This window comes from Candidatus Enterococcus wittei, assembly GCF_002140175.1.
Lineage (GTDB): Bacteria > Bacillota > Bacilli > Lactobacillales > Enterococcaceae > Enterococcus_B > Enterococcus_B wittei.
The window spans coordinates 211,072-230,426 of the sequence record NZ_NGMO01000005.1 but is presented as its reverse complement, the minus strand read 5'-3'; the positions used below and the strand labels follow the sequence as shown (position 1 = coordinate 230,426).

Here is a 19,355-nt window from a genome sequence, read left to right as displayed (position 1 = left end):
TCACTATACTCATAGGCTTTTTTTAGTAATGTATAAACGTCATCAGAAACTTTCACTGGTTTGATTCCAGCTTGCTGATTTATTTCATCAATTTCTGAACCAGATTGATTGATAGTAATCTTATCACCTAGTTCTTTCACACGATCGAAAGCAGGTTTTAATGCTTCTTCCTTGTCTTTATCGTATACTCTTATACGTACATAAGTACCCAATAAGAATTGCTCATCTGAATAAGGATCAGTAAGCAAGGAGGTCGTAGTATCTTTTGTATTTGCTTCTTCAGTGTTTGTACTTACACCACAACCAGCAAAGGTCAATATGCATAACAAACACATGATTGGAAGTAATCGTTTCTTTAACATGTATTTCCTCATTTCGTTTCTGTTTATTTAGAATCTACTATTATAGTTAAGCGTTATTTCACAAAATAGAAAAGCGCGTTCATGCTTTGTATTTTAATACACTTTCTTTATACACATCTAGATGTGTATAAGAGACAGTTATCAAACATAAAAAACGATTTCAATTGATGTAATTAATGATTTAATTATAGATAAAATAAGGAGCGATTATTCAATGGCAAAGCAAAATATTGTCGTTGTGGGTGCGGGATATGCTGGTGTTTCAGCAACGAAACATTTAGCAAAAAAACTTAAAAAGGAAGATGTTACGATCACATTGATCGATCGTCATTCTTATCACACAATGATGACAGAACTTCACGAAGTAGCTGGAGGGCGTGTCGAACCTGAAGCAATCCAGTATGATTTACAACGTTTATTTGCACGACAAAAAAACGTTGATTTAGTAACAGATACAGTGATCGGGATTGACAAAGATAAAAAGATCGTCCAAACAAAATTAGGCGCTTATCCTTTTGATCAACTAATCTTAGGAATGGGTGGCGAACCCAATGACTTTGGCACACCAGGTGTAAAAGAGAATGGCTTTACTCTTTGGTCATTTGAAGATTCAGTCAAAATTCGTAAACATATCGAAAAAACGGTCGAAAAAGCTGCGCTAGAACCAGACGAAAAACTACGTCAAGCAATGTTGACATTTGTGGTTTGTGGATCTGGCTTTACGGGGATTGAAATGATCGGCGAGTTAATCGATTGGAAAGATCGTTTGGCGAAAGATTACAAATTGGACCCTAATGAAATCACATTGATGGTTGTTGAAGCGATGCCAACGATTTTAAATATGTTGGATCGTAATGATGCAGCTAAAGCAGAACGCTATTTAAATAAGAAAAATGTAGAATTGTTATTGAATGCACCAATTGTGGAAGTGGCGCCTGATCATATCAAATTAAAAGATGGACGGGAAGTTCCGACCCATACATTGATTTGGACTGCTGGTGTCAAGGGAACGACGGATGCAGCTGATTTTGGGCTTGAAACTGCACGTGGTCAACGCTTAATCGCCAATGAATACATGCAGGCTAAAGGATATGAGGATAAAAACATCTACATTATTGGGGACTTAGTTTATTATGAAGAATTCCCAAATACACCAACACCGCAAATCGTTCAAGCGGCAGAACAAACTGGTCACACTGCAGCAGCCAATATCGTGGCTTCGATTAAAGGTGGCGAGAAGCACAAATTCAAAGGAAACTATCAAGGCTTCATGGTATCCGTAGGTGCTAAATGGGGAGTCGCTAACTTATTCGATAAAATCCATTTAAGCGGATTTTTAGCAATTATCATGAAGCATATCGTGAATCTGAAGTACTTCTTTGACATTCGTTCAGGTTACTATATGTTCCAATATATGATGCATGAATTTTTCCATATCAAAGATGATCGTAATGTGACACGTGGACACTCTTCACGTTACGGGAATGTCTTATGGAGTGTACCATTACGAATTTTCTACGGACTTGTTTGGTTAGTGGAAGCCTCGAAGAAAATGATCGGTAATGGTGAAGTCTTAAAACCAAGCACATGGTTTGGCGAAGGCTCGTGGTTCACAGGAAACAGTGTCTTTCCATGGACATGGGAATACAATGTTACGGATGTAGCAAGTGGAGCTTCAGCAGCTGGTGATGCGACTACAGCGGCAACTGGTGCAGGTGCAACAACAGGTGAGGCAGCTACACAAGCAGCACATTTCGGTTTGAGTTACGCTTATGGGGAAGAACCAATGGCTGTAATTGATAAATCTCCAGATTGGTTCAACAGTATGATGCAAGTGATTATGCCAAATAATGATGTAGCGATGTTCTTCCAAAAATTCATGGTATTCTTTGAGATTGCCTTAGCGTTAGCTTTGATTGCAGGTTTATTTACTTGGTTATGTAGTGCCACAACAATTGTGCTAGTCATCACATTCTGTATCTCAGGCATGTTTTATTGGGTAAATATTTGGTTTATCTTTGTAGCCTTTGCGTTGATGAATGGTTCAGGTCGTGCAATCGGTCTTGACCGTTGGGTGATTCCTTGGTTACAAAAGACCTTAGGCAATTGGTGGTATGGAAAACCAAAATCACGTTACGGAGCAAAATAAGTGTATGTGTAAAATAGGCTTTTGACTGCTAATAATTTGGGTTTAAATGTAAAGGGGAAGTTTCCAATCCCCTAAATTGAAAGAGGAGCTTGGGATGTTTGTGCATTCCAAGCTCGTCTTTTTCTTGAATAGAATTAGCGATAAGGAAAAGCTATCTTATTTGTTCAGAGCTACTCGGTTCACTCACAACCTTGGTAAACGGTGTTCATGAAGTTGTCCTTCGGTATTAGCTCAATCAACCAAAAAACATGAAGAGCTGTTTTCTGATTGCTTTCTCTAATACTCAGGCCAGAACACTTCATTCACAACCTTGTGATAAACGGTGTTCATGAAGCTGCACTTCGGTAATAAGCTAAAAAAAATAAAAATGTGAAGAACCATTTTCTTTTTTTCTATCTTATTACTCAGTGCAAATCGCTTCATTCACAACCTTGCGATAAACGGTGTTCATGAGCCAGCTCTTCAACAAATAAGCCCTCATTTTTACAAAATATGAAAAGCTATTTTGAAAAATGTGTTCTTATTTGCGCAGAGCTACCCGGCTCATTCACAACCTTGCTTATCCATGGTAAAATTGGGTCAATTATTTCTTTAGAGAAGGGGGATGGGTGTTTGAAGGAATTTATTAGGAAAAGTTTGTTGAAGCCTTGGGATATGGTGATTATTTTGTTTTTGATTGTTCTTTCTTTTTTGCCGATCATTGTATTCAGTTATCAACAAACGAATGTAGCCCCTGATAAGGAAGCAATTTTACGGGTTGATGGAGAAGAGATCAAAACATTTCCATTAATTGCTGGGAAAACGTCTTACACGTTTCTCTATGAAGATAAAGATGGGGATACCAACCTGATTGAGATTGATGGTGAACGGATACGAATCAAGGAAGCGGATTGTGGGGATCAAGTTTGTGTCCGTCGTGGTTGGGTATCTAAAAATGGGGAGACAATCGTGTGTTTGCCTCATAAATTAGTGATCGAAGTTCGATCAACAGATGGGAGTGGAGAAGACGGTCTAATTTATTAGACGGTTCACACCATGAGTAAATTGCAAAAAATGGTTTATATTTCTTTATTAGTTGCCCAAGGTGTTATTATCGGCTTGCTAGAAAATATGATTCCTTACCCATTTTCTTTTGCACCTGGTGCTAAATTGGGATTAGCGAATTTGATTACGATCGTAGCGATATTTACGATGAATAAACGAGATAGTTTTTTACTACTTTGGTTGCGTTTATTTTTGACAACTTTATTAGGTGGAACGATTTCAACATTTCTCTATAGCATGAGTGGCGCTCTTCTGAGTTATTTCGGAATGCTTTTAGTGAAGCAGTTAGGCCCTAAGCGTGTCAGCATTATAGGAATTAGTGCAACAGGTGGGTTTATGCATAACGTGGGGCAATTAGTGACTGCTTCATTTATTGCCCAGTCATGGACTGTCATGTTGTATTTACCTATCCTTTCTTTTTTGGGGATTTTATCTGGGATCGCAATCGGGATTTCTGCTAATTATCTGTTAAAGCATGTTCGGACACTCCAACGATTTCAATTAGAATATGAAAAACACACAAAAGATCAATGGCAATCAGTTTTATTAAAAAAATAATCGTTATAGAAGGACAAGGAGTTTTTTTATGAAGTTACATCAGATGTGGGCAGATTATCCTACGATTCAAGATGAGTTGAGTGAAACATTAAAGAAGATGGAACAGGTCGTCCGATTAAAAAATAAACCGGTAGAAACAGCAATCAAAGAAACAATCCATGCTGGTGGGAAGTTGCTTCGTCCTGCTTACCAATTGCTTTTTGCGCAATTTGGCCCAGAACAAGATCGAGAAAAAGCGATATCATTAGCTGCTTCTATCGAAATGCTTCATATTGCGACATTGATCCATGATGATATCGTGGATGAGGCAGAAGTTCGTAGAGGAAAACCCAACTTGCGAAGTCGCTTTGGGAACAGCGTGGCGGTCTATGCGGGAGACTACTTATTTGTTTGCTGTTTCAAACTTCTTTCAGAATATGCGAGCTCCTTAAAAAGCATGCAGTTAAATGCTAAAAGTATGGAGAAAGTGCTAAATGGCGAATTAGGGCAAATGGATAACCGTTACAACTACCACCTATCTGTCGATGAATACTTAGAGAATATTTCTGGAAAAACAGCGGAATTATTTCAACTTAGCTGTTTTGTGGGCGCTTATGAAAGTGGAACAAGTGAACGATTTGCAAAAAAAGCGGGAGAAATTGGCTTATCGATTGGTATGGCTTTTCAAATTATTGATGATATTTTGGATTATACAAAAACGAGTGAAGCGATTGGTAAACCCGTACTAGAAGATATCCGTCAAGGCGTTTATTCATTGCCGTTGATCTATGCTTTGCAGACAGAAAAAAAGGATGAGTTACTTAGCTATTTAAAAAAGAAAGCAGAATTATCTCAAATAGAAGCGGAAAAAGTTCGTCAGATCGTTGTCGAAGTCAAAGGTGTGGAAAATGCGCAAGAACTAGCAGAATCTTACACAAAAAAAGCATTGAGAGAGATTCATAAGCTACCATCTACACAAGCAAGTGATACGCTAGCGGCACTCACTACATTGATCTTAAAACGAGTGGATTGATTAAAAAATAAAAAAATGAGTAGTCTTTTTAGTGAGTGGTGCTCATTTTTTTCTTTAAAAAGAAAAAAGGGTTTTGTACCTACTAGAAGAAACAGGTATGCTAAATATAGGTATCGTGTGTTTATTTAATGTAGTTTTTTAACATGCGAACTCAGCTGTTTGTTACTCTTGATTTCATTAGGGAGTCGTGACTCTGTCGCTTCTGCCGTAGACTCTTTTCATCTAAAGGAGTGCCTACGATAGTATGTTTTGTAGAGGAATGAACGATAAGAGAAGAAGGAGGAGACTACAAAAAATAAGAAGAAATATAAGATTAACTACATAAGATAAAGTGGATCATGGACAAAACAAGTAGCAAAACATTCATCCTATTTATTGGTAGATGCCAATGTTTGACGTTTTGGGGGAAATGGAGTTGGCCTCAACGAATAAATAGTACAGTAAGACAGCTAGGCTTTTCTTTTTCAGAGAATTCTGATGAAGAAAAGTCTAGCCGTTTTTTTTCAATGTTATTTTATTAATGCTGGTGATTGATTGCCTTACTTGGGTTGCCCAGTTGTTGTGCATTGTTTAATTGTTTACTTTGCTTGATTGCATCATGTGTCTGGACATTAAAACTAGGCTTGTCCAATTCAGCATTTTTTTGTTTCTTCCTAGCAAGTTCGCTCTCCAAAGCCACTTGCTGATTCATCAGTTTTTTTATTTTTCCTTTTCGGAAAAGATTAACGAACTTCCCAACGAAAGATTTATTTCTTTTAACATGTTTGGCCAGCTCATCTTGTACATCCTTTAATGCAAATTCTGTTCTACCTATGGAGCCGTTTTCCAGATTTGCCTGGGTGTTTCGACGATTTTGAATCATGAGATTTTCTTTTTGTTGTTTAAGGCTTTCTGCTGATTTTTCTTCAGGTGCTGACCTTCTCTGCTCTGTCACAGGAGATTTTTGTATGCTTGGCTGTTGTTTAGGTTTTGTTTGGCTCAGAGTATCATTTCTGTTAGCTGAAACTTCACTTTTATGTACTTGTTTGTTTTGTTTTTTGGCAGGTGCTTTTTCTAAGCTCGATTGTTGTTTGTCTTTTTCTGCATTTTGTAATTTTCTAAGTTTATCAATCTGCCTATCTATTTTCTCTGCTACGTCCTGATTCTTTGTATTCCTTTTCTGTTGTTGAAGCTCCATAATCTCTGCCTTATAGTCTCTTTTCTGTGTGTTTTGTTTGTTTTGAGTTTTTGAAGGCTGCTGTTCTGAATAGACTGTTTTTTCAGCAGGTTGCTGTTGGGAGCTGCTTTTTTGTTTCACTTTCTTTTCTTTCGATTCGTTACTACCAGTGTTGGTTCTCTCTTTTGCGCGTTTTAACTGTTGCCCTACTTTGATACGCTCTGCATTTAATTCTGTATAAACCGTAGAATTCTTTCTATTTTTTTCTATTTCTGCCAGAAGGTCATTATACTGTGCTTCAAGACTTTTTAATTCTTTGTTTGTAGGCATCGTTTTTTCTCCTTATCCTTTAATAAAATATATAACAAAAATACCATATTTGATCTGTTATACAGTACCGACTATTTCCAACACTTGGAAATTGTTGTGTGTTTAATTTGAAAAATTCTAGTTATATTTTAAAATTAAGAATAACTTTAATTTTGATTTTTTTGTGCAAAGTGAAAAATGTTTTAATAATTGAATCAAGTTTTATTTGAAAGGCAAACAATATTTCAGTTAGAACAATCTTTCTTTTTTTAAAAAAAATTTGTTTTTAAGGTGGAAAAATTTCATGCTATAGTCTGAACTAACAACCGTAAAAAGGAGAATCAATTTGAGAAAACAATTATCATCAGATTTATCAAGATTAGCAGTAACAGAAATGATCAATGGCTTAATCCAAAAGAAAAAAAGTTTTTCGTTCCATGATATTGAAAAAGAATATAATCAGCCGCTAACAGCAGCTGATAAGTTTTTGATTCGTTGTGTCATCGTCAAGAAATTTAATTTAAAAATCGAGTATCTTTCTTCATCATCAACTAATCAATTACAATTTTGTCGTAGTTAAACTTTTTTAAATTTCTGTAAGGATGATTGATACATATTGTTGAAATGGATTCAATAAAGAATGTTGTAATTCTACACAAAAAAAATGCACAACTAAATAATAGTTTATGATGTGAGAAACGGTAAGAGAGGAGGTACTGAATGACGAACGTATAAAGGTAGAAGCGAAAATTTTATCAAGTTAAAGTAGTAGAAAGTAAGAAGTGCATAGAATAAGGGAGTTACAACATAGTAATCTGATTGACAAATACTACTTGTTTCGGGGAAAAGCAGTAGAATGAAGCGCACTAACTTAAAAGAAAATAATAGTGAGCATCTGGAATATAATTTATTGTCATTATCAGATAATAGTTATTGTGTTAGGGGCAGTCGTTTGTTTACGATAAAAGAGACACAATAGAACATATATTTACTTAGAACAAAAGTTAATGAAAAAAATATCCTTCGTGTATACCTGCAACACGAAAGGAATACTAAAGTAATAATTGCGGGATTAAACACTACCACCATTGATCAAAAAGAGGCTAGGATATGTTGAGGATATCCTAGTCTCTTTTGTTTAGAACAATCCATCGATACCACTCAAACTAATTTCTCCTGAAAAGAGGGTGAATGGTTGATCGCCCACTTGTACGATTAATTCCCCACGTTCCCCAATTGTACTTGCAATTCCCGTGTAAGTTTGTCCTTTTTGTGTAAAATTGACTTTTTTTCCAAGTACTAAAGATTTTTCTTTATAAAGATCTAAATATGTCTTTGTTTCATCTTTGAGATACAAAAAGAAATGCTTCCAAATACAATTAATCAGCTGGTTTCTTGTGACTGTTTCTAAACCATCTGGAAATAATGAGGTCGCTTTGTTTTTGATATCTGCAGGGAACTCGTCTTGTGGAATAGAAAAATTCATGCCAATGCCAATGATCACTGAACGGATCACTCCAGATTCCATGTCACTTACTGCTTCAGATAAGATTCCACATACTTTTTTATTATCAAGGTAAATATCATTGACCCATTTGATTTTTGCTTCTTTCCCAGTGAGTTCATGAATAGCTTTGATGCATGCGCTGGCTGCAATAATCGTATACTGAGGTAGTTCGTCGAAATGCTGTTGAGGATGAAGCAAGAGACTCATATAGATTCCTTGTCCAGGTTTAGCAAAGAACGGACGACCGAAACGACCATGGGCTTGTTCTTGTGTATCAGCTACAAATAACTGTTCAACAGATGGTATTTCTGTCGTCGCTAATTTCGCATCTTTCATCGTCGACTCAGATTGTTGACAGACGGAGACTTGTACTGCCGTAAAAGGCTGTAACGCTTGCTCGATTTCAGAAGCATCTAAAATATCAGACGGTAAATAACGGTAGCCTTTTGGATGATGTTCAAATTGATAACCTTTTTTTTCTAATTCTTTGATGGCTTTCCAAATACTAGTTCTCGAAACATGAAGTTGTTGGGCAATTTTCTCACCAGAAGTAAAATCAGTGGAATTTTTTAGTAATTCCAAGACTCGTTGTTTTGTTGTCATACTCTCACCTCTTTCTTTGTATTTTAGCAGATGATGAATCGAAATAGTGTGGTTCTTCAGGAATCTTTGTAGCAAATATTTTCTAGAAAAGGATAAGAAATGAGAAAATGAAGAAAAAATTACGAGAATTTACAGGAAACGCCAGGAAGGGTTGACTTTTATAGAAGAACAGTGTATTATATGAAGTTGCAAAAACTATCTGATGAAGCAAAGGCAGAAACGAAATATTGTCCGTTTCGGCTTGAATATAAGGAAACAAAAATAGAAGCTCACGAAGGTAAGATTCAAGAGAATGTTCTATTTTTGGTTTTTTTTTGCCTAAAAGCCGCAAAAAATGTCTGTTGTTACCTAAATATAATATTTTTAATATTATTGTAACAATTGATCGGGTAGTCTTTTTGAATGACATTTTAGAGGGGTGAAGAGCTTGGCTGGACACGTAGTAAAATACGGAAAACATCGCGAGCGTAGAAGTTTCGCACGAATCAGTGAAGTGTTGGAATTACCAAATTTGATCGAAATTCAAACAGACTCATATCAATGGTTCTTAGATGAAGGACTAAGAGAAATGTTTGAAGATATTTTGCCAATCGATGACTTTAATGGCAATCTTTCTTTGGAATTTGTAGATTATGAATTAAAAGAACCAAAGTATACAGTAGCAGAAGCTCGGGCACATGATGCCAATTATTCTGCTCCTTTACACGTTACTTTACGTTTGACAAACCGTGAAACTGGTGAAATCAAAGCACAAGAAGTATTCTTTGGTGACTTCCCATTAATGACAGAACAAGGTACGTTCATCATCAATGGTGCAGAACGGGTTATCGTTTCTCAATTAGTTCGTTCACCAGGTGTTTATTTCCACGGAAAAGTGGATAAAAACGGAAAAGAAGGTTTCGGCTCAACCGTTATTCCTAACCGTGGCGCTTGGTTAGAAATGGAAACTGATGCAAAAGATATTTCTTACGTGCGTATCGACCGCACTCGTAAGATTCCATTGACAGTACTTGTTCGTGCCTTAGGTTTTGGGTCGGATGATACGATTTTTGAAATCTTCGGAGATAGCGAAACTTTACGTAATACGATTGAAAAAGATTTACACAAAAATGCAAGTGATTCAAGAACAGAAGAAGGCTTAAAAGATATTTATGAGCGTCTTCGCCCAGGTGAGCCAAAAACAGCTGACAGTTCTCGTAACTTGTTAAATGCACGTTTCTTCGATCCAAAACGCTATGATTTGGCGAATGTAGGTCGTTATAAAGTAAATAAAAAATTAGACTTGAAAACACGTCTATTGAATTTGACATTAGCTGAGACATTGGTTGACCCTGAAACAGGTGAGATCATTGTTGAAAAAGGAACTGTTCTTACGCATCAAGTGATGGAAACATTAGCTCCTTTCATTGATAACGGCTTAAACTCAGTAACTTATTATCCAACAGAGGATGGCGTAGTGACTGACCCAATGACAGTCCAAGTCATCAAAGTCTTTTCACCAAAAGATCCAGAACGTGAAGTAAACGTCATCGGTAACGGCTATCCAGATACATCAGTGAAGACCGTTCGCCCTGCAGACATCGTTGCTTCAATGAGCTACTTCTTGAACTTGATGGAAGGTATCGGAAATGTAGATGATATCGATCATTTAGGAAATCGTCGTATCCGTTCTGTCGGTGAACTTTTACAGAATCAATTCCGTATCGGACTTGCTCGTATGGAGCGTGTGGTTCGTGAAAGAATGTCAATCCAAGATACTGAAACGTTGACACCGCAACAATTGATCAATATCCGACCAGTTGTAGCAAGTATCAAAGAATTCTTTGGCTCTTCTCAGTTGTCTCAGTTCATGGATCAGACTAACCCACTTGGTGAGTTGACCCACAAACGTCGTCTTTCAGCCTTAGGACCTGGTGGTTTGACACGTGACCGTGCTGGTTATGAAGTACGTGACGTGCATTACTCTCACTATGGCCGTATGTGTCCGATCGAAACACCTGAAGGACCAAATATCGGGTTGATTAATAGTTTGTCTAGTTATGCGAAAGTCAATAAATTTGGTTTCATTGAAACACCTTATCGTCGTGTTGATCGTGAAACAGGTCGTGTTACAGACCAAATCGATTACTTAACAGCTGACATCGAAGACCATTATATTGTTGCCCAAGCAAACAGCTTGTTAAATGAAGATGGTACTTTCGCTGAAGATGTTGTTATGGCTCGTGCTCAAAGTGAAAACTTGGAAGTAACAATCGATAAAGTCGATTATATGGATGTTTCACCAAAACAAGTAGTTGCTGTAGCGACAGCATGTATTCCTTTCTTGGAAAACGATGACTCCAACCGTGCCTTGATGGGTGCCAACATGCAGCGTCAAGCAGTGCCGTTAATCAATCCTCAAGCGCCTTGGGTTGGAACTGGTATGGAATATAAATCTGCCCATGACTCAGGTGCAGCATTACTATGTAAACATGACGGTGTCGTTGAATTTGTAGATGCATCTGAAATCCGCGTACGTCGTGATAATGGTGCGCTAGATAAATATGCCGTAACTAAATTCCGCCGTTCAAACTCAGGAACAAGTTATAACCAACGTCCAATTGTTCATTTGGGAGAAAAAGTCGAAAAAGGCGATACCTTAGCCGACGGACCTTCAATGGAACAAGGAGAAATGGCGCTAGGACAAAACGTTTTAGTCGGTTTCATGACTTGGGAAGGTTACAACTATGAAGATGCAATCATCATGAGTCGTCGTCTGGTTAAAGATGATGTTTATACATCTATCCATATTGAAGAATATGAATCAGAAGCTCGTGATACAAAATTAGGACCAGAAGAAATCACACGCGAAATCCCGAACGTCGGTGAAGACGCATTGAAAGATTTAGATGAAATGGGGATTATCCGAATCGGTGCAGAAGTGCAAGATGGAGACCTATTAGTCGGTAAAGTAACACCAAAAGGGGTAACAGAACTTTCGGCAGAAGAACGCTTATTGCATGCGATCTTTGGTGAAAAAGCTCGTGAAGTACGTGATACTTCTCTACGCGTGCCACATGGCGGCGGCGGGATCGTTCATGATGTGAAGATCTTTACACGTGAAGCTGGCGATGAATTATCACCAGGTGTCAACATGCTTGTACGTGTCTATATCGTTCAGAAACGTAAAATCCATGAAGGGGATAAGATGGCTGGACGTCATGGTAATAAAGGGGTCGTTTCCCGTATTATGCCGGAAGAAGATATGCCATTCTTACCTGATGGCACACCAATCGATATCATGTTGAATCCTTTAGGGGTACCATCTCGGATGAACATCGGACAAGTATTGGAATTACATTTAGGGATGGCTGCACGTCAGTTAGGTATCCACGTAGCAACTCCAGTATTCGATGGTGCAAATGATGAAGACGTATGGGCAACTGTTCGTGAAGCTGGCATGGCTAGCGATGCGAAAACAGTCCTTTACGATGGACGTACAGGTGAACCATTTGACGGACGTGTGTCTGTCGGTGTCATGTACATGATCAAACTTGCCCACATGGTCGATGATAAACTACATGCTCGTTCAATTGGACCATACTCATTAGTTACGCAACAACCATTGGGTGGTAAAGCTCAATTTGGTGGACAACGTTTTGGGGAAATGGAAGTTTGGGCACTGGAAGCTTACGGTGCGGCTTATACCTTGCAAGAAATCTTGACATACAAATCAGATGACGTAGTGGGACGTGTGAAAACATACGAAGCGATCGTTAAAGGTGAACCAATTCCAAAACCAGGTGTACCTGAATCATTCCGAGTATTGGTGAAAGAATTACAATCACTAGGATTAGATATGCGAGTATTAGACATTGAAGACAGTGAAATCGAACTTCGTGATATGGATGACGAAGACGATGATTTGATCACAGTCGATGCATTGACAAAATTTGCTGAACAACAAACAGCAAAAGAATTAGAAAAGAAAGCTGCTGAACAAGTGGAAGATGAACAGGACGAAGTCATCCAAAACTTTGAAACCGCAGAAGATAATTTAGACTAATCCGGTCTATGAGCTGTGAGGCGGTCGAAGATCAGCCGCCTTACGGTTTGCCATTAAACGAAATGGAGGGAACCCCTTTTGATCGATGTAAATAAATTCGAAAGTATGCAAATAGGTTTGGCTTCTCCCGAAAAAATCAGAAGCTGGTCTTATGGTGAAGTAAAAAAACCTGAGACGATTAACTATCGTACCTTAAAACCTGAACGCGAAGGGTTGTTCTGTGAGCGGATTTTTGGTCCTACGAAAGACTGGGAATGTGCCTGCGGAAAATACAAACGTATCCGTTATAAAGGGATCGTTTGTGACCGTTGTGGTGTGGAAGTTACTCGTTCAAAAGTTCGTCGTGAACGTATGGGTCATATCGAACTAGCAGCGCCGGTTTCACATATCTGGTACTTTAAAGGTATTCCTTCTCGTATGGGTCTTGTCTTAGACATGAGTCCACGTGCACTAGAAGAAATCATTTATTTTGCCTCATATGTGGTCATCGAACCAGGTAATACAAACTTAGAGAAAAAACAATTGTTGACGGAACGTGAATATCGTGAAAAACGTGAACAATATGGACAAGAATTCCAAGCAGCAATGGGTGCAGAAGCTATCAAACAATTATTAGATAATGTTGAGCTAGATGCAGAAGTTGCTGAATTAAAAGAAGAATTGAAATCAGCACAAGGTCAAAAACGGACACGTGCGATCCGTCGTTTGGATATCCTAGAAGCATTCCGTGCTTCAGGAAATGAACCAAGCTGGATGGTAATGGATGTGATCCCTGTGATCCCACCAGATCTACGTCCGATGGTTCAACTAGAAGGTGGTCGTTTTGCGACAAGTGATTTGAATGATCTATACCGTCGAGTAATCAACCGTAATAACCGTTTAAAACGTTTATTAGACTTGAATGCTCCTGGAATCATCGTTCAAAACGAAAAACGTATGCTACAAGAAGCTGTGGATGCGTTGATCGACAATGGTCGTCGTGGTCGTCCAGTTACAGGACCAGGTAACCGCCCATTGAAATCTCTTTCTCATATGTTGAAAGGGAAACAAGGTCGTTTCCGTCAAAACTTATTAGGTAAACGTGTAGACTATTCTGGTCGTTCCGTTATCGTTGTAGGACCTTTCCTAAAAATGTATCAATGTGGATTGCCAAAAGAAATGGCGATTGAATTGTTCAAACCATTTGTGATGCGTGAATTAGTTCAACGTGAACTTGCTTCAAACATCAAGAATGCAAAACGTAAAATCGAACGTCAAGAAGACGAAGTTTGGGATGTATTAGAAGATGTCATCAAAGAACATCCAGTACTACTTAACCGGGCACCTACGCTTCACAGACTAGGTATCCAAGCATTTGAACCAGTACTTGTTCAAGGTCGTGCTATTCGTCTACATCCGCTTGTGTGTGAAGCTTACAATGCCGATTTCGATGGAGACCAAATGGCCGTTCATGTACCATTGAATGAAGAAGCACAAGCAGAAGCACGTATGCTGATGTTAGCGGCACAAAACATCTTGAATCCAAAAGATGGTAAACCAGTTGTTACACCTTCTCAAGATATGGTTTTAGGTAACTACTACCTAACAATGGAAGAAGAAGGTCGTGAAGGCGAAGGAATGGTCTTCAGAGACCAAAACGAAGCAGTGATCGCATGGCGTAACGGCTACGTTCATTTACATTCACGAATTGGTGTCAATCCTACTTCATTAGGAGACAAACCATTTACGGAATGGCAAAAAGAGCGTACGATGATCACGACAGTTGGTAAGATCATCTTCAATGAAATCATGCCACCAGAGTTCCCTTATTTGAATGAACCAACTGACTTTAACTTAACTGTCCAAACACCAGATAAATACTTTGTAGAAGCTGGAACAGATATTCCTGCTCATATCAAAGAACAAGAGTTAGTCTTACCATTCAAGAAGAAAAATCTAGGGAATATCATCGCAGAAGTCTTCAAACGTTTCAAAGTAACAGAAACTTCTAAGATGCTTGACCGTATGAAAGATCTAGGTTACAAACATTCGACACATGCCGGTATCACTGTAGGTATTGCAGATATCAGCGTACTGAATGAAAAACAAGTCATCATCGACAATGCCCACAAACAAGTGGAAACAATCACGAAACAATTCCGTCGTGGTTTGATTACAGATGATGAACGTTATGAACGTGTAATTGCTGTTTGGAATGCTGCAAAAGACAGTATCCAACAAAAACTGATGGAAGGTTTGGAAGCGAAAAACCCAATCTTCATGATGTCAGACTCAGGTGCCCGTGGTAACATCTCCAACTTTACTCAGCTTGCTGGGATGCGTGGATTGATGGCCGCACCGAATGGCCGAATCATGGAATTGCCAATCATTTCGAACTTCCGTGAAGGACTTTCTGTCTTGGAAATGTTTATCTCAACTCACGGGGCTCGTAAAGGGATGACCGATACAGCCTTGAAGACAGCCGATTCAGGTTACCTTACTCGTCGTTTAGTTGACGTTGCCCAAGATGTCATCATTCGTGAAGAAGATTGTGGCACTGACCGTGGTCTAGAAATCCAAGCAATCCGTGAAGGAAATGAAATCATCGAATCATTAGAAGATCGTTTGATTGGACGTTATACACGTAAAGAAGTACGTCATCCTGAAACAGGCGAATTGATCATTGCAGGAAATCAATTGATTTCCGAAGATGTTGCAAAACAAATCGTGGATGCTGGAGTTGAAACGGTAACGATCCGTTCAGTCTTCACATGTAATACAAAACATGGTGTCTGCAAACATTGTTACGGACGTAACCTTGCCACTGGTTCTGACGTTGAAGTCGGAGAAGCAGTTGGAACGATTGCGGCACAATCAATCGGTGAACCAGGTACACAGTTGACCATGCGTACGTTCCATACAGGTGGGGTTGCCGGAGACGATATTACACAAGGTCTTCCTCGTGTCCAAGAAATCTTTGAAGCACGTAATCCGAAAGGGCAAGCAGTGATCACAGAAGTAACAGGGGATGTCATCGATATCTCAGAAGATCCTGCAACACGTACGAAAGAAGTAACGATCAAAGGGAAAACAGACACTCGTACGTATACTGTTCCTTACACAGCACGTATGAAAGTAGCAGAAGGCGACACCGTGCATCGTGGCGCACCATTGACAGAAGGATCAATCGATCCAAAACAATTGTTGCAAGTTCGTGATGTATTATCCGTTGAAAACTATCTATTACGTGAAGTACAACGTGTTTACCGTATGCAAGGGGTAGAAATCGGAGATAAACATATCGAAGTAATGGTACGTCAAATGCTTCGTAAAGTTCGCGTAATGGACCCAGGTGATACAGATATCTTACCAGGTACATTGTTAGATATTGCAGATTTCAAAGACCAAAACTACAATACATTAGTAGCTGGCGGTGTTCCTGCAACATCTCGTCCTGTCTTGCTTGGTATTACGAAAGCATCATTAGAAACAAACAGCTTCTTGTCTGCTGCATCCTTCCAAGAAACAACTCGTGTCTTGACTGATGCTGCGATCCGAGGCAAAAAAGATCCATTGCTTGGTTTGAAAGAAAATGTTATTATCGGTAAAATCATCCCAGCTGGTACTGGTATGCCACGTTACCGTAACATGGAACCAAAAGAAGTCGGCGTAGCAAGCGAAAATGTCTACAGTATTTCAGACATCGAAGCACAAATGGCTGCAGAAGACGCAATGAACGAACAAAAAAAATAGATTAGATTCTATCTCTATGAAAAACCAGAGCTGAAAGAAAGATCTCAGCTCTGGTTTTTTCGGCTCTTTGTCAAACGATGTTGGTGAAGAGAAATCCTAGAATGATTGGTGAACAGAAAGAACTATTTTTCTTTCTGTTCCTTTTTTTATTTTATGAGTAATGCTTTCCCATGCCGAATCATGATTCGTAATTTAAAGTTGTAAAAGCTTCGAAACCCATAGGCATTTCGTTTTAATACCTTGATATGATTGTTCAAACACTCCAAAGGGCCATTTGAGTAGCCATAACGTAGGGCGTTCTCGATTTGTGGAAGAAACTTTTTAAAGGTTTTCAAAGTTCTATCATAGATTTCAGGAAGGTCTGTTTTTCCCACATTTAAATATTCTTTAAACGTGTCAATTTCACGCTTTTTAACTGCATAAAGTAGATTTTGATAGAGTTGATAACCAGAGCGTAGACTAGGACAGTCTCTAAGAAGGCGACCGACTATTTCGGTTTCTGTTAAATACTCTTTAAAACCGGCTCGCCAAGTGCGTTTGTCATAATCTAGTTTTCCTTCTTCTTTTTGTAAAAGTTTCCAGTAACGTTTTAGCTTCCTACCTAGGCTTTTTTGAGAAGAAGAATGTTTAAGCAACCGATTTGTTTCTTTGATTCGTTGATTGCGAAATGCTCTACCAATATGCTGGACAATATGGAATCGATCAATAATCAGTTTCGCGTTTGGAAATAGCTTTTTCACTAAGGAAACATAAGGTGCATACATATCAATAACGATCCATTGAACCGCCTCTCGAACTTCTGATGAGAAGCGCAAAAAGTAACGTTCTAGATAGGGAAGGCGTCGATTTTCTAAAATATCAAGTAGTTCATGGGTGTCACCATCCATCATAATGAAGCTCATGGCGCTAGACACACTACGAACAGACTTAAATTCATCGAAACATAAAGTTTTTGGTAAGCTTTGTTTCAAGGGATTCAATGGACGATAAAATTTTTTCATGATTCGATAAACGGAAGAGACAGAAATATTTTTTTGGTAGGCAATTTCGGTCATTGAAGTGTTCTTCTTTAAACGAGTGACGACAGACCAACGGACCTTTTGACTAATAAAACAGTGCTTTTCAGCAACCGAAGTATCGGCAACAAAGGTTTTATGACAAGACTTACATTTAAAGCGTTGTTTCTTCAATTCTAAATAAGTTCGGTATTCAGAAACATCATTGAGTAACAACCGAACGGTTGTCGTCCCCCAACGGATAAGCTGAGAGGGGACGACACAGTGGCAATGAACACATTTTTCAGGTGAATAGCGAAGCCTCCCACGATAGATCATGCAAATTTGGCCTTTGTACTTTTCTTTCGTTAAGCAATTTTCCTCAAAATGGATATTTAGGTCTAGAATATTTAGAGTATCTTTGATAAGCTGAGTATAAGACATCTTGAGTCCTCCTTATGAATGGTTATGCCAAATCAATTCTAAAGGATTTCAAGGTGTCTTTTCTACTTTTTTCTCAATAAAAAAGATGCTGGTGAAATTCACCAACATCAAAAAGTATAGAGCCGTTTTTTCTTATGGATAAAGTAACATTATGACCTATTTTTTCAACATATTTCCTGTAGATCGCTGAAGCAAAGCAACAGTGGTTTGTGGATAAATATTTTGAAATAAAAAAGTATACTTATCCACAGAGAGATTAGAATATAAAGTGTGATTGCTTGTGGAAAAATCCTATTGATCTTTATGAGAAGTTATCCACAAAAAATAATAAAATAATTGGAAACCTTCTGATTATACCCTAGGAGGGTAAAGTGAATTAGAAATCAAAAGAAAATTTCCTATGGATGTTTTTACATTGATTTTAATAACAAGTTAAAATAGAAAAGTGAGCATGTTGTATTCCTTTGTTGGAATAGGTGGTACCTGTTTTATCAGCTTTTAATCAAGTAAACGATCAATTCGATTTGGTATGGGAAATATTGGATGTATAATAAATGTTTATTTATAAAATAAGCAAAACGTTATCCTCCTTTTAAAAATCAGGGTATGATGATAAAAAAGGGGGATTTTATATGGTGAAAAAAGCAGTCTTTGCAGGTGGATGTTTTTGGTGCATGGTCAAGCCTTTTGAAGAGCAACCAGGAATCATTTCTGTGACCTCTGGTTATACTGGTGGACATGTGCCTAATCCAACATATGAACAAGTTACGACAGGTCTGACAGGCCACACGGAAGCAGTAGAGATCCAATACGATCCAGATATTATTTCCTATGAACAACTAGTCGACATCTATTGGCAACAAACAGATCCAACAGATGCTTTAGGCCAATTTGCCGATCGAGGGGATTCCTATCGGCCAGTGATTTATTATGGTGATGAAGAGGAACGAGCAATCGCAGAAAAATCAAAACAACAATTACAAGATAGCGGACGATTTACTCAGCCAATCGTCACTAAAATCGAACCTCGGACGACCTTTTATCCTGCAGAAGATTATCATCAAGACTACTATAAGAAAAATAAGCTTCATTACCAGCTCTACCGAGAAGGCTCAGGCCGAGCTAGTTTCTTGCGTAAACATTGGTAAAAGATGTGACTCCTGTACTGTTTTTTGCTTAACTGTTTGATCACTCACTGCCATAATATTGATAAACGGTGTTCAATCAGCTACACTTCGGTAATAAGCCAAAAAAATAAAAAATGTGAAGAGCCATTTCCTATTTTCTTTTCTTATTACTCAGTGCAGAACGCTTCTTTCACAACCTCAATAAACGGTGTTCCAACAGCTGATCTTCAATATTAAGCCAAAAAATTGTAAAATATGGGAAGCTATTTTTCAATTTCCTGTCTTAATATTCAGATCAAAGCGCTGTTGTCA

Annotated in this window: 12 protein-coding genes; 8 read left to right on the top strand and 4 right to left on the bottom strand. The window is 38.3% G+C overall.

What is annotated here, in order from left to right:
- Positions 1-362, bottom strand: a 362-nt coding sequence (locus A5844_RS13460) for an FAD:protein FMN transferase (protein WP_179190606.1), incomplete at its 3' end; no start/stop codon positions are given.
- A 214-nt stretch (positions 363-576) separates the two neighbouring features.
- On the opposite strand from A5844_RS13460, the gene A5844_RS13455 reads away from it, so the two are divergent.
- The 4 genes from A5844_RS13455 (at position 577) to A5844_RS13440 (ending at position 5,125) form a co-directional block, all read left to right on the top strand.
- Positions 577-2,511, top strand: coding sequence for an NAD(P)/FAD-dependent oxidoreductase (locus A5844_RS13455; RefSeq protein ID WP_086285677.1), 1,935 nt, complete (start codon positions 577-579; stop codon positions 2,509-2,511).
- 654 nt (positions 2,512-3,165) lie between these two features.
- Positions 3,166-3,534, top strand: a complete 369-nt coding sequence (locus A5844_RS13450) for a NusG domain II-containing protein (protein WP_086285700.1) — start codon at positions 3,166-3,168, stop codon at positions 3,532-3,534.
- A gap of 12 nt (positions 3,535-3,546) precedes the next feature.
- Positions 3,547-4,113 (top strand): Gx transporter family protein, encoded by a 567-nt coding sequence (locus tag A5844_RS13445; protein ID WP_086285676.1) that lies wholly within the window; start codon positions 3,547-3,549, stop codon positions 4,111-4,113.
- Between the two features lie 28 nt (positions 4,114-4,141).
- A complete protein-coding gene (locus A5844_RS13440) occupies positions 4,142-5,125 on the top strand; it encodes a polyprenyl synthetase family protein (protein ID WP_086285675.1) in 984 nt (327 codons plus the stop codon).
- 517 nt (positions 5,126-5,642) lie between these two features.
- Here the strand turns inward: A5844_RS13440 and A5844_RS13435 are convergent.
- Entirely contained in the window at positions 5,643-6,611 is a 969-nt protein-coding gene (locus tag A5844_RS13435; RefSeq protein WP_086285674.1) for a hypothetical protein, read from the bottom strand.
- 325 nt (positions 6,612-6,936) lie between these two features.
- On the opposite strand from A5844_RS13435, the gene A5844_RS13430 reads away from it, so the two are divergent.
- On the top strand, positions 6,937-7,170 hold the full coding sequence (locus A5844_RS13430) for a hypothetical protein (protein ID WP_086285673.1): 234 nt from the start codon (positions 6,937-6,939) through the stop codon (positions 7,168-7,170).
- A gap of 558 nt (positions 7,171-7,728) precedes the next feature.
- Here the strand turns inward: A5844_RS13430 and A5844_RS13425 are convergent.
- Entirely contained in the window at positions 7,729-8,700 is a 972-nt protein-coding gene (locus A5844_RS13425; protein WP_086285672.1) for a biotin--[acetyl-CoA-carboxylase] ligase, read from the bottom strand.
- 427 nt (positions 8,701-9,127) lie between these two features.
- On the opposite strand from A5844_RS13425, the gene rpoB reads away from it, so the two are divergent.
- Positions 9,128-12,745, top strand: a complete 3,618-nt coding sequence (gene rpoB, locus A5844_RS13415; RefSeq protein ID WP_161972810.1) for a DNA-directed RNA polymerase subunit beta — start codon at positions 9,128-9,130, stop codon at positions 12,743-12,745.
- A gap of 78 nt (positions 12,746-12,823) precedes the next feature.
- On the top strand, positions 12,824-16,477 hold the full coding sequence (gene rpoC / locus A5844_RS13410) for a DNA-directed RNA polymerase subunit beta' (RefSeq protein WP_086285670.1): 3,654 nt from the start codon (positions 12,824-12,826) through the stop codon (positions 16,475-16,477).
- 146 nt (positions 16,478-16,623) lie between these two features.
- Here rpoC and A5844_RS13405 read toward each other — a convergent pair whose 3' ends face one another.
- Entirely contained in the window at positions 16,624-17,916 is a 1,293-nt protein-coding gene (locus A5844_RS13405) for an ISL3 family transposase (protein ID WP_086285669.1), read from the bottom strand.
- Between the two features lie 632 nt (positions 17,917-18,548).
- Here A5844_RS13405 and msrA point away from each other — a divergent pair.
- Positions 18,549-19,064 (top strand): peptide-methionine (S)-S-oxide reductase MsrA, encoded by a 516-nt coding sequence (msrA, locus tag A5844_RS13400; protein ID WP_086285668.1) that lies wholly within the window; start codon positions 18,549-18,551, stop codon positions 19,062-19,064.
- Positions 19,065-19,355 lie beyond the last annotated feature (291 nt).

Coding starts and splice junctions, on each gene's coding strand:
- A5844_RS13455 (WP_086285677.1), top strand. CDS start 577: ATGGCAAAGCAAAATATTGTCGTTGTGGGTGCGGGATATGCTGGTGTT.
- A5844_RS13435 (WP_086285674.1), bottom strand. CDS start 6,611: ATGCCTACAAACAAAGAATTAAAAAGTCTTGAAGCACAGTATAATGAC.
- A5844_RS13405 (WP_086285669.1), bottom strand. CDS start 17,916: ATGTCTTATACTCAGCTTATCAAAGATACTCTAAATATTCTAGACCTA.
- msrA (WP_086285668.1), top strand. CDS start 18,549: ATGGTGAAAAAAGCAGTCTTTGCAGGTGGATGTTTTTGGTGCATGGTC.
- A5844_RS13440 (WP_086285675.1), top strand. CDS start 4,142: ATGAAGTTACATCAGATGTGGGCAGATTATCCTACGATTCAAGATGAG.
- A5844_RS13450 (WP_086285700.1), top strand. CDS start 3,166: ATGGTGATTATTTTGTTTTTGATTGTTCTTTCTTTTTTGCCGATCATT.
- A5844_RS13445 (WP_086285676.1), top strand. CDS start 3,547: ATGAGTAAATTGCAAAAAATGGTTTATATTTCTTTATTAGTTGCCCAA.
- A5844_RS13425 (WP_086285672.1), bottom strand. CDS start 8,700: ATGACAACAAAACAACGAGTCTTGGAATTACTAAAAAATTCCACTGAT.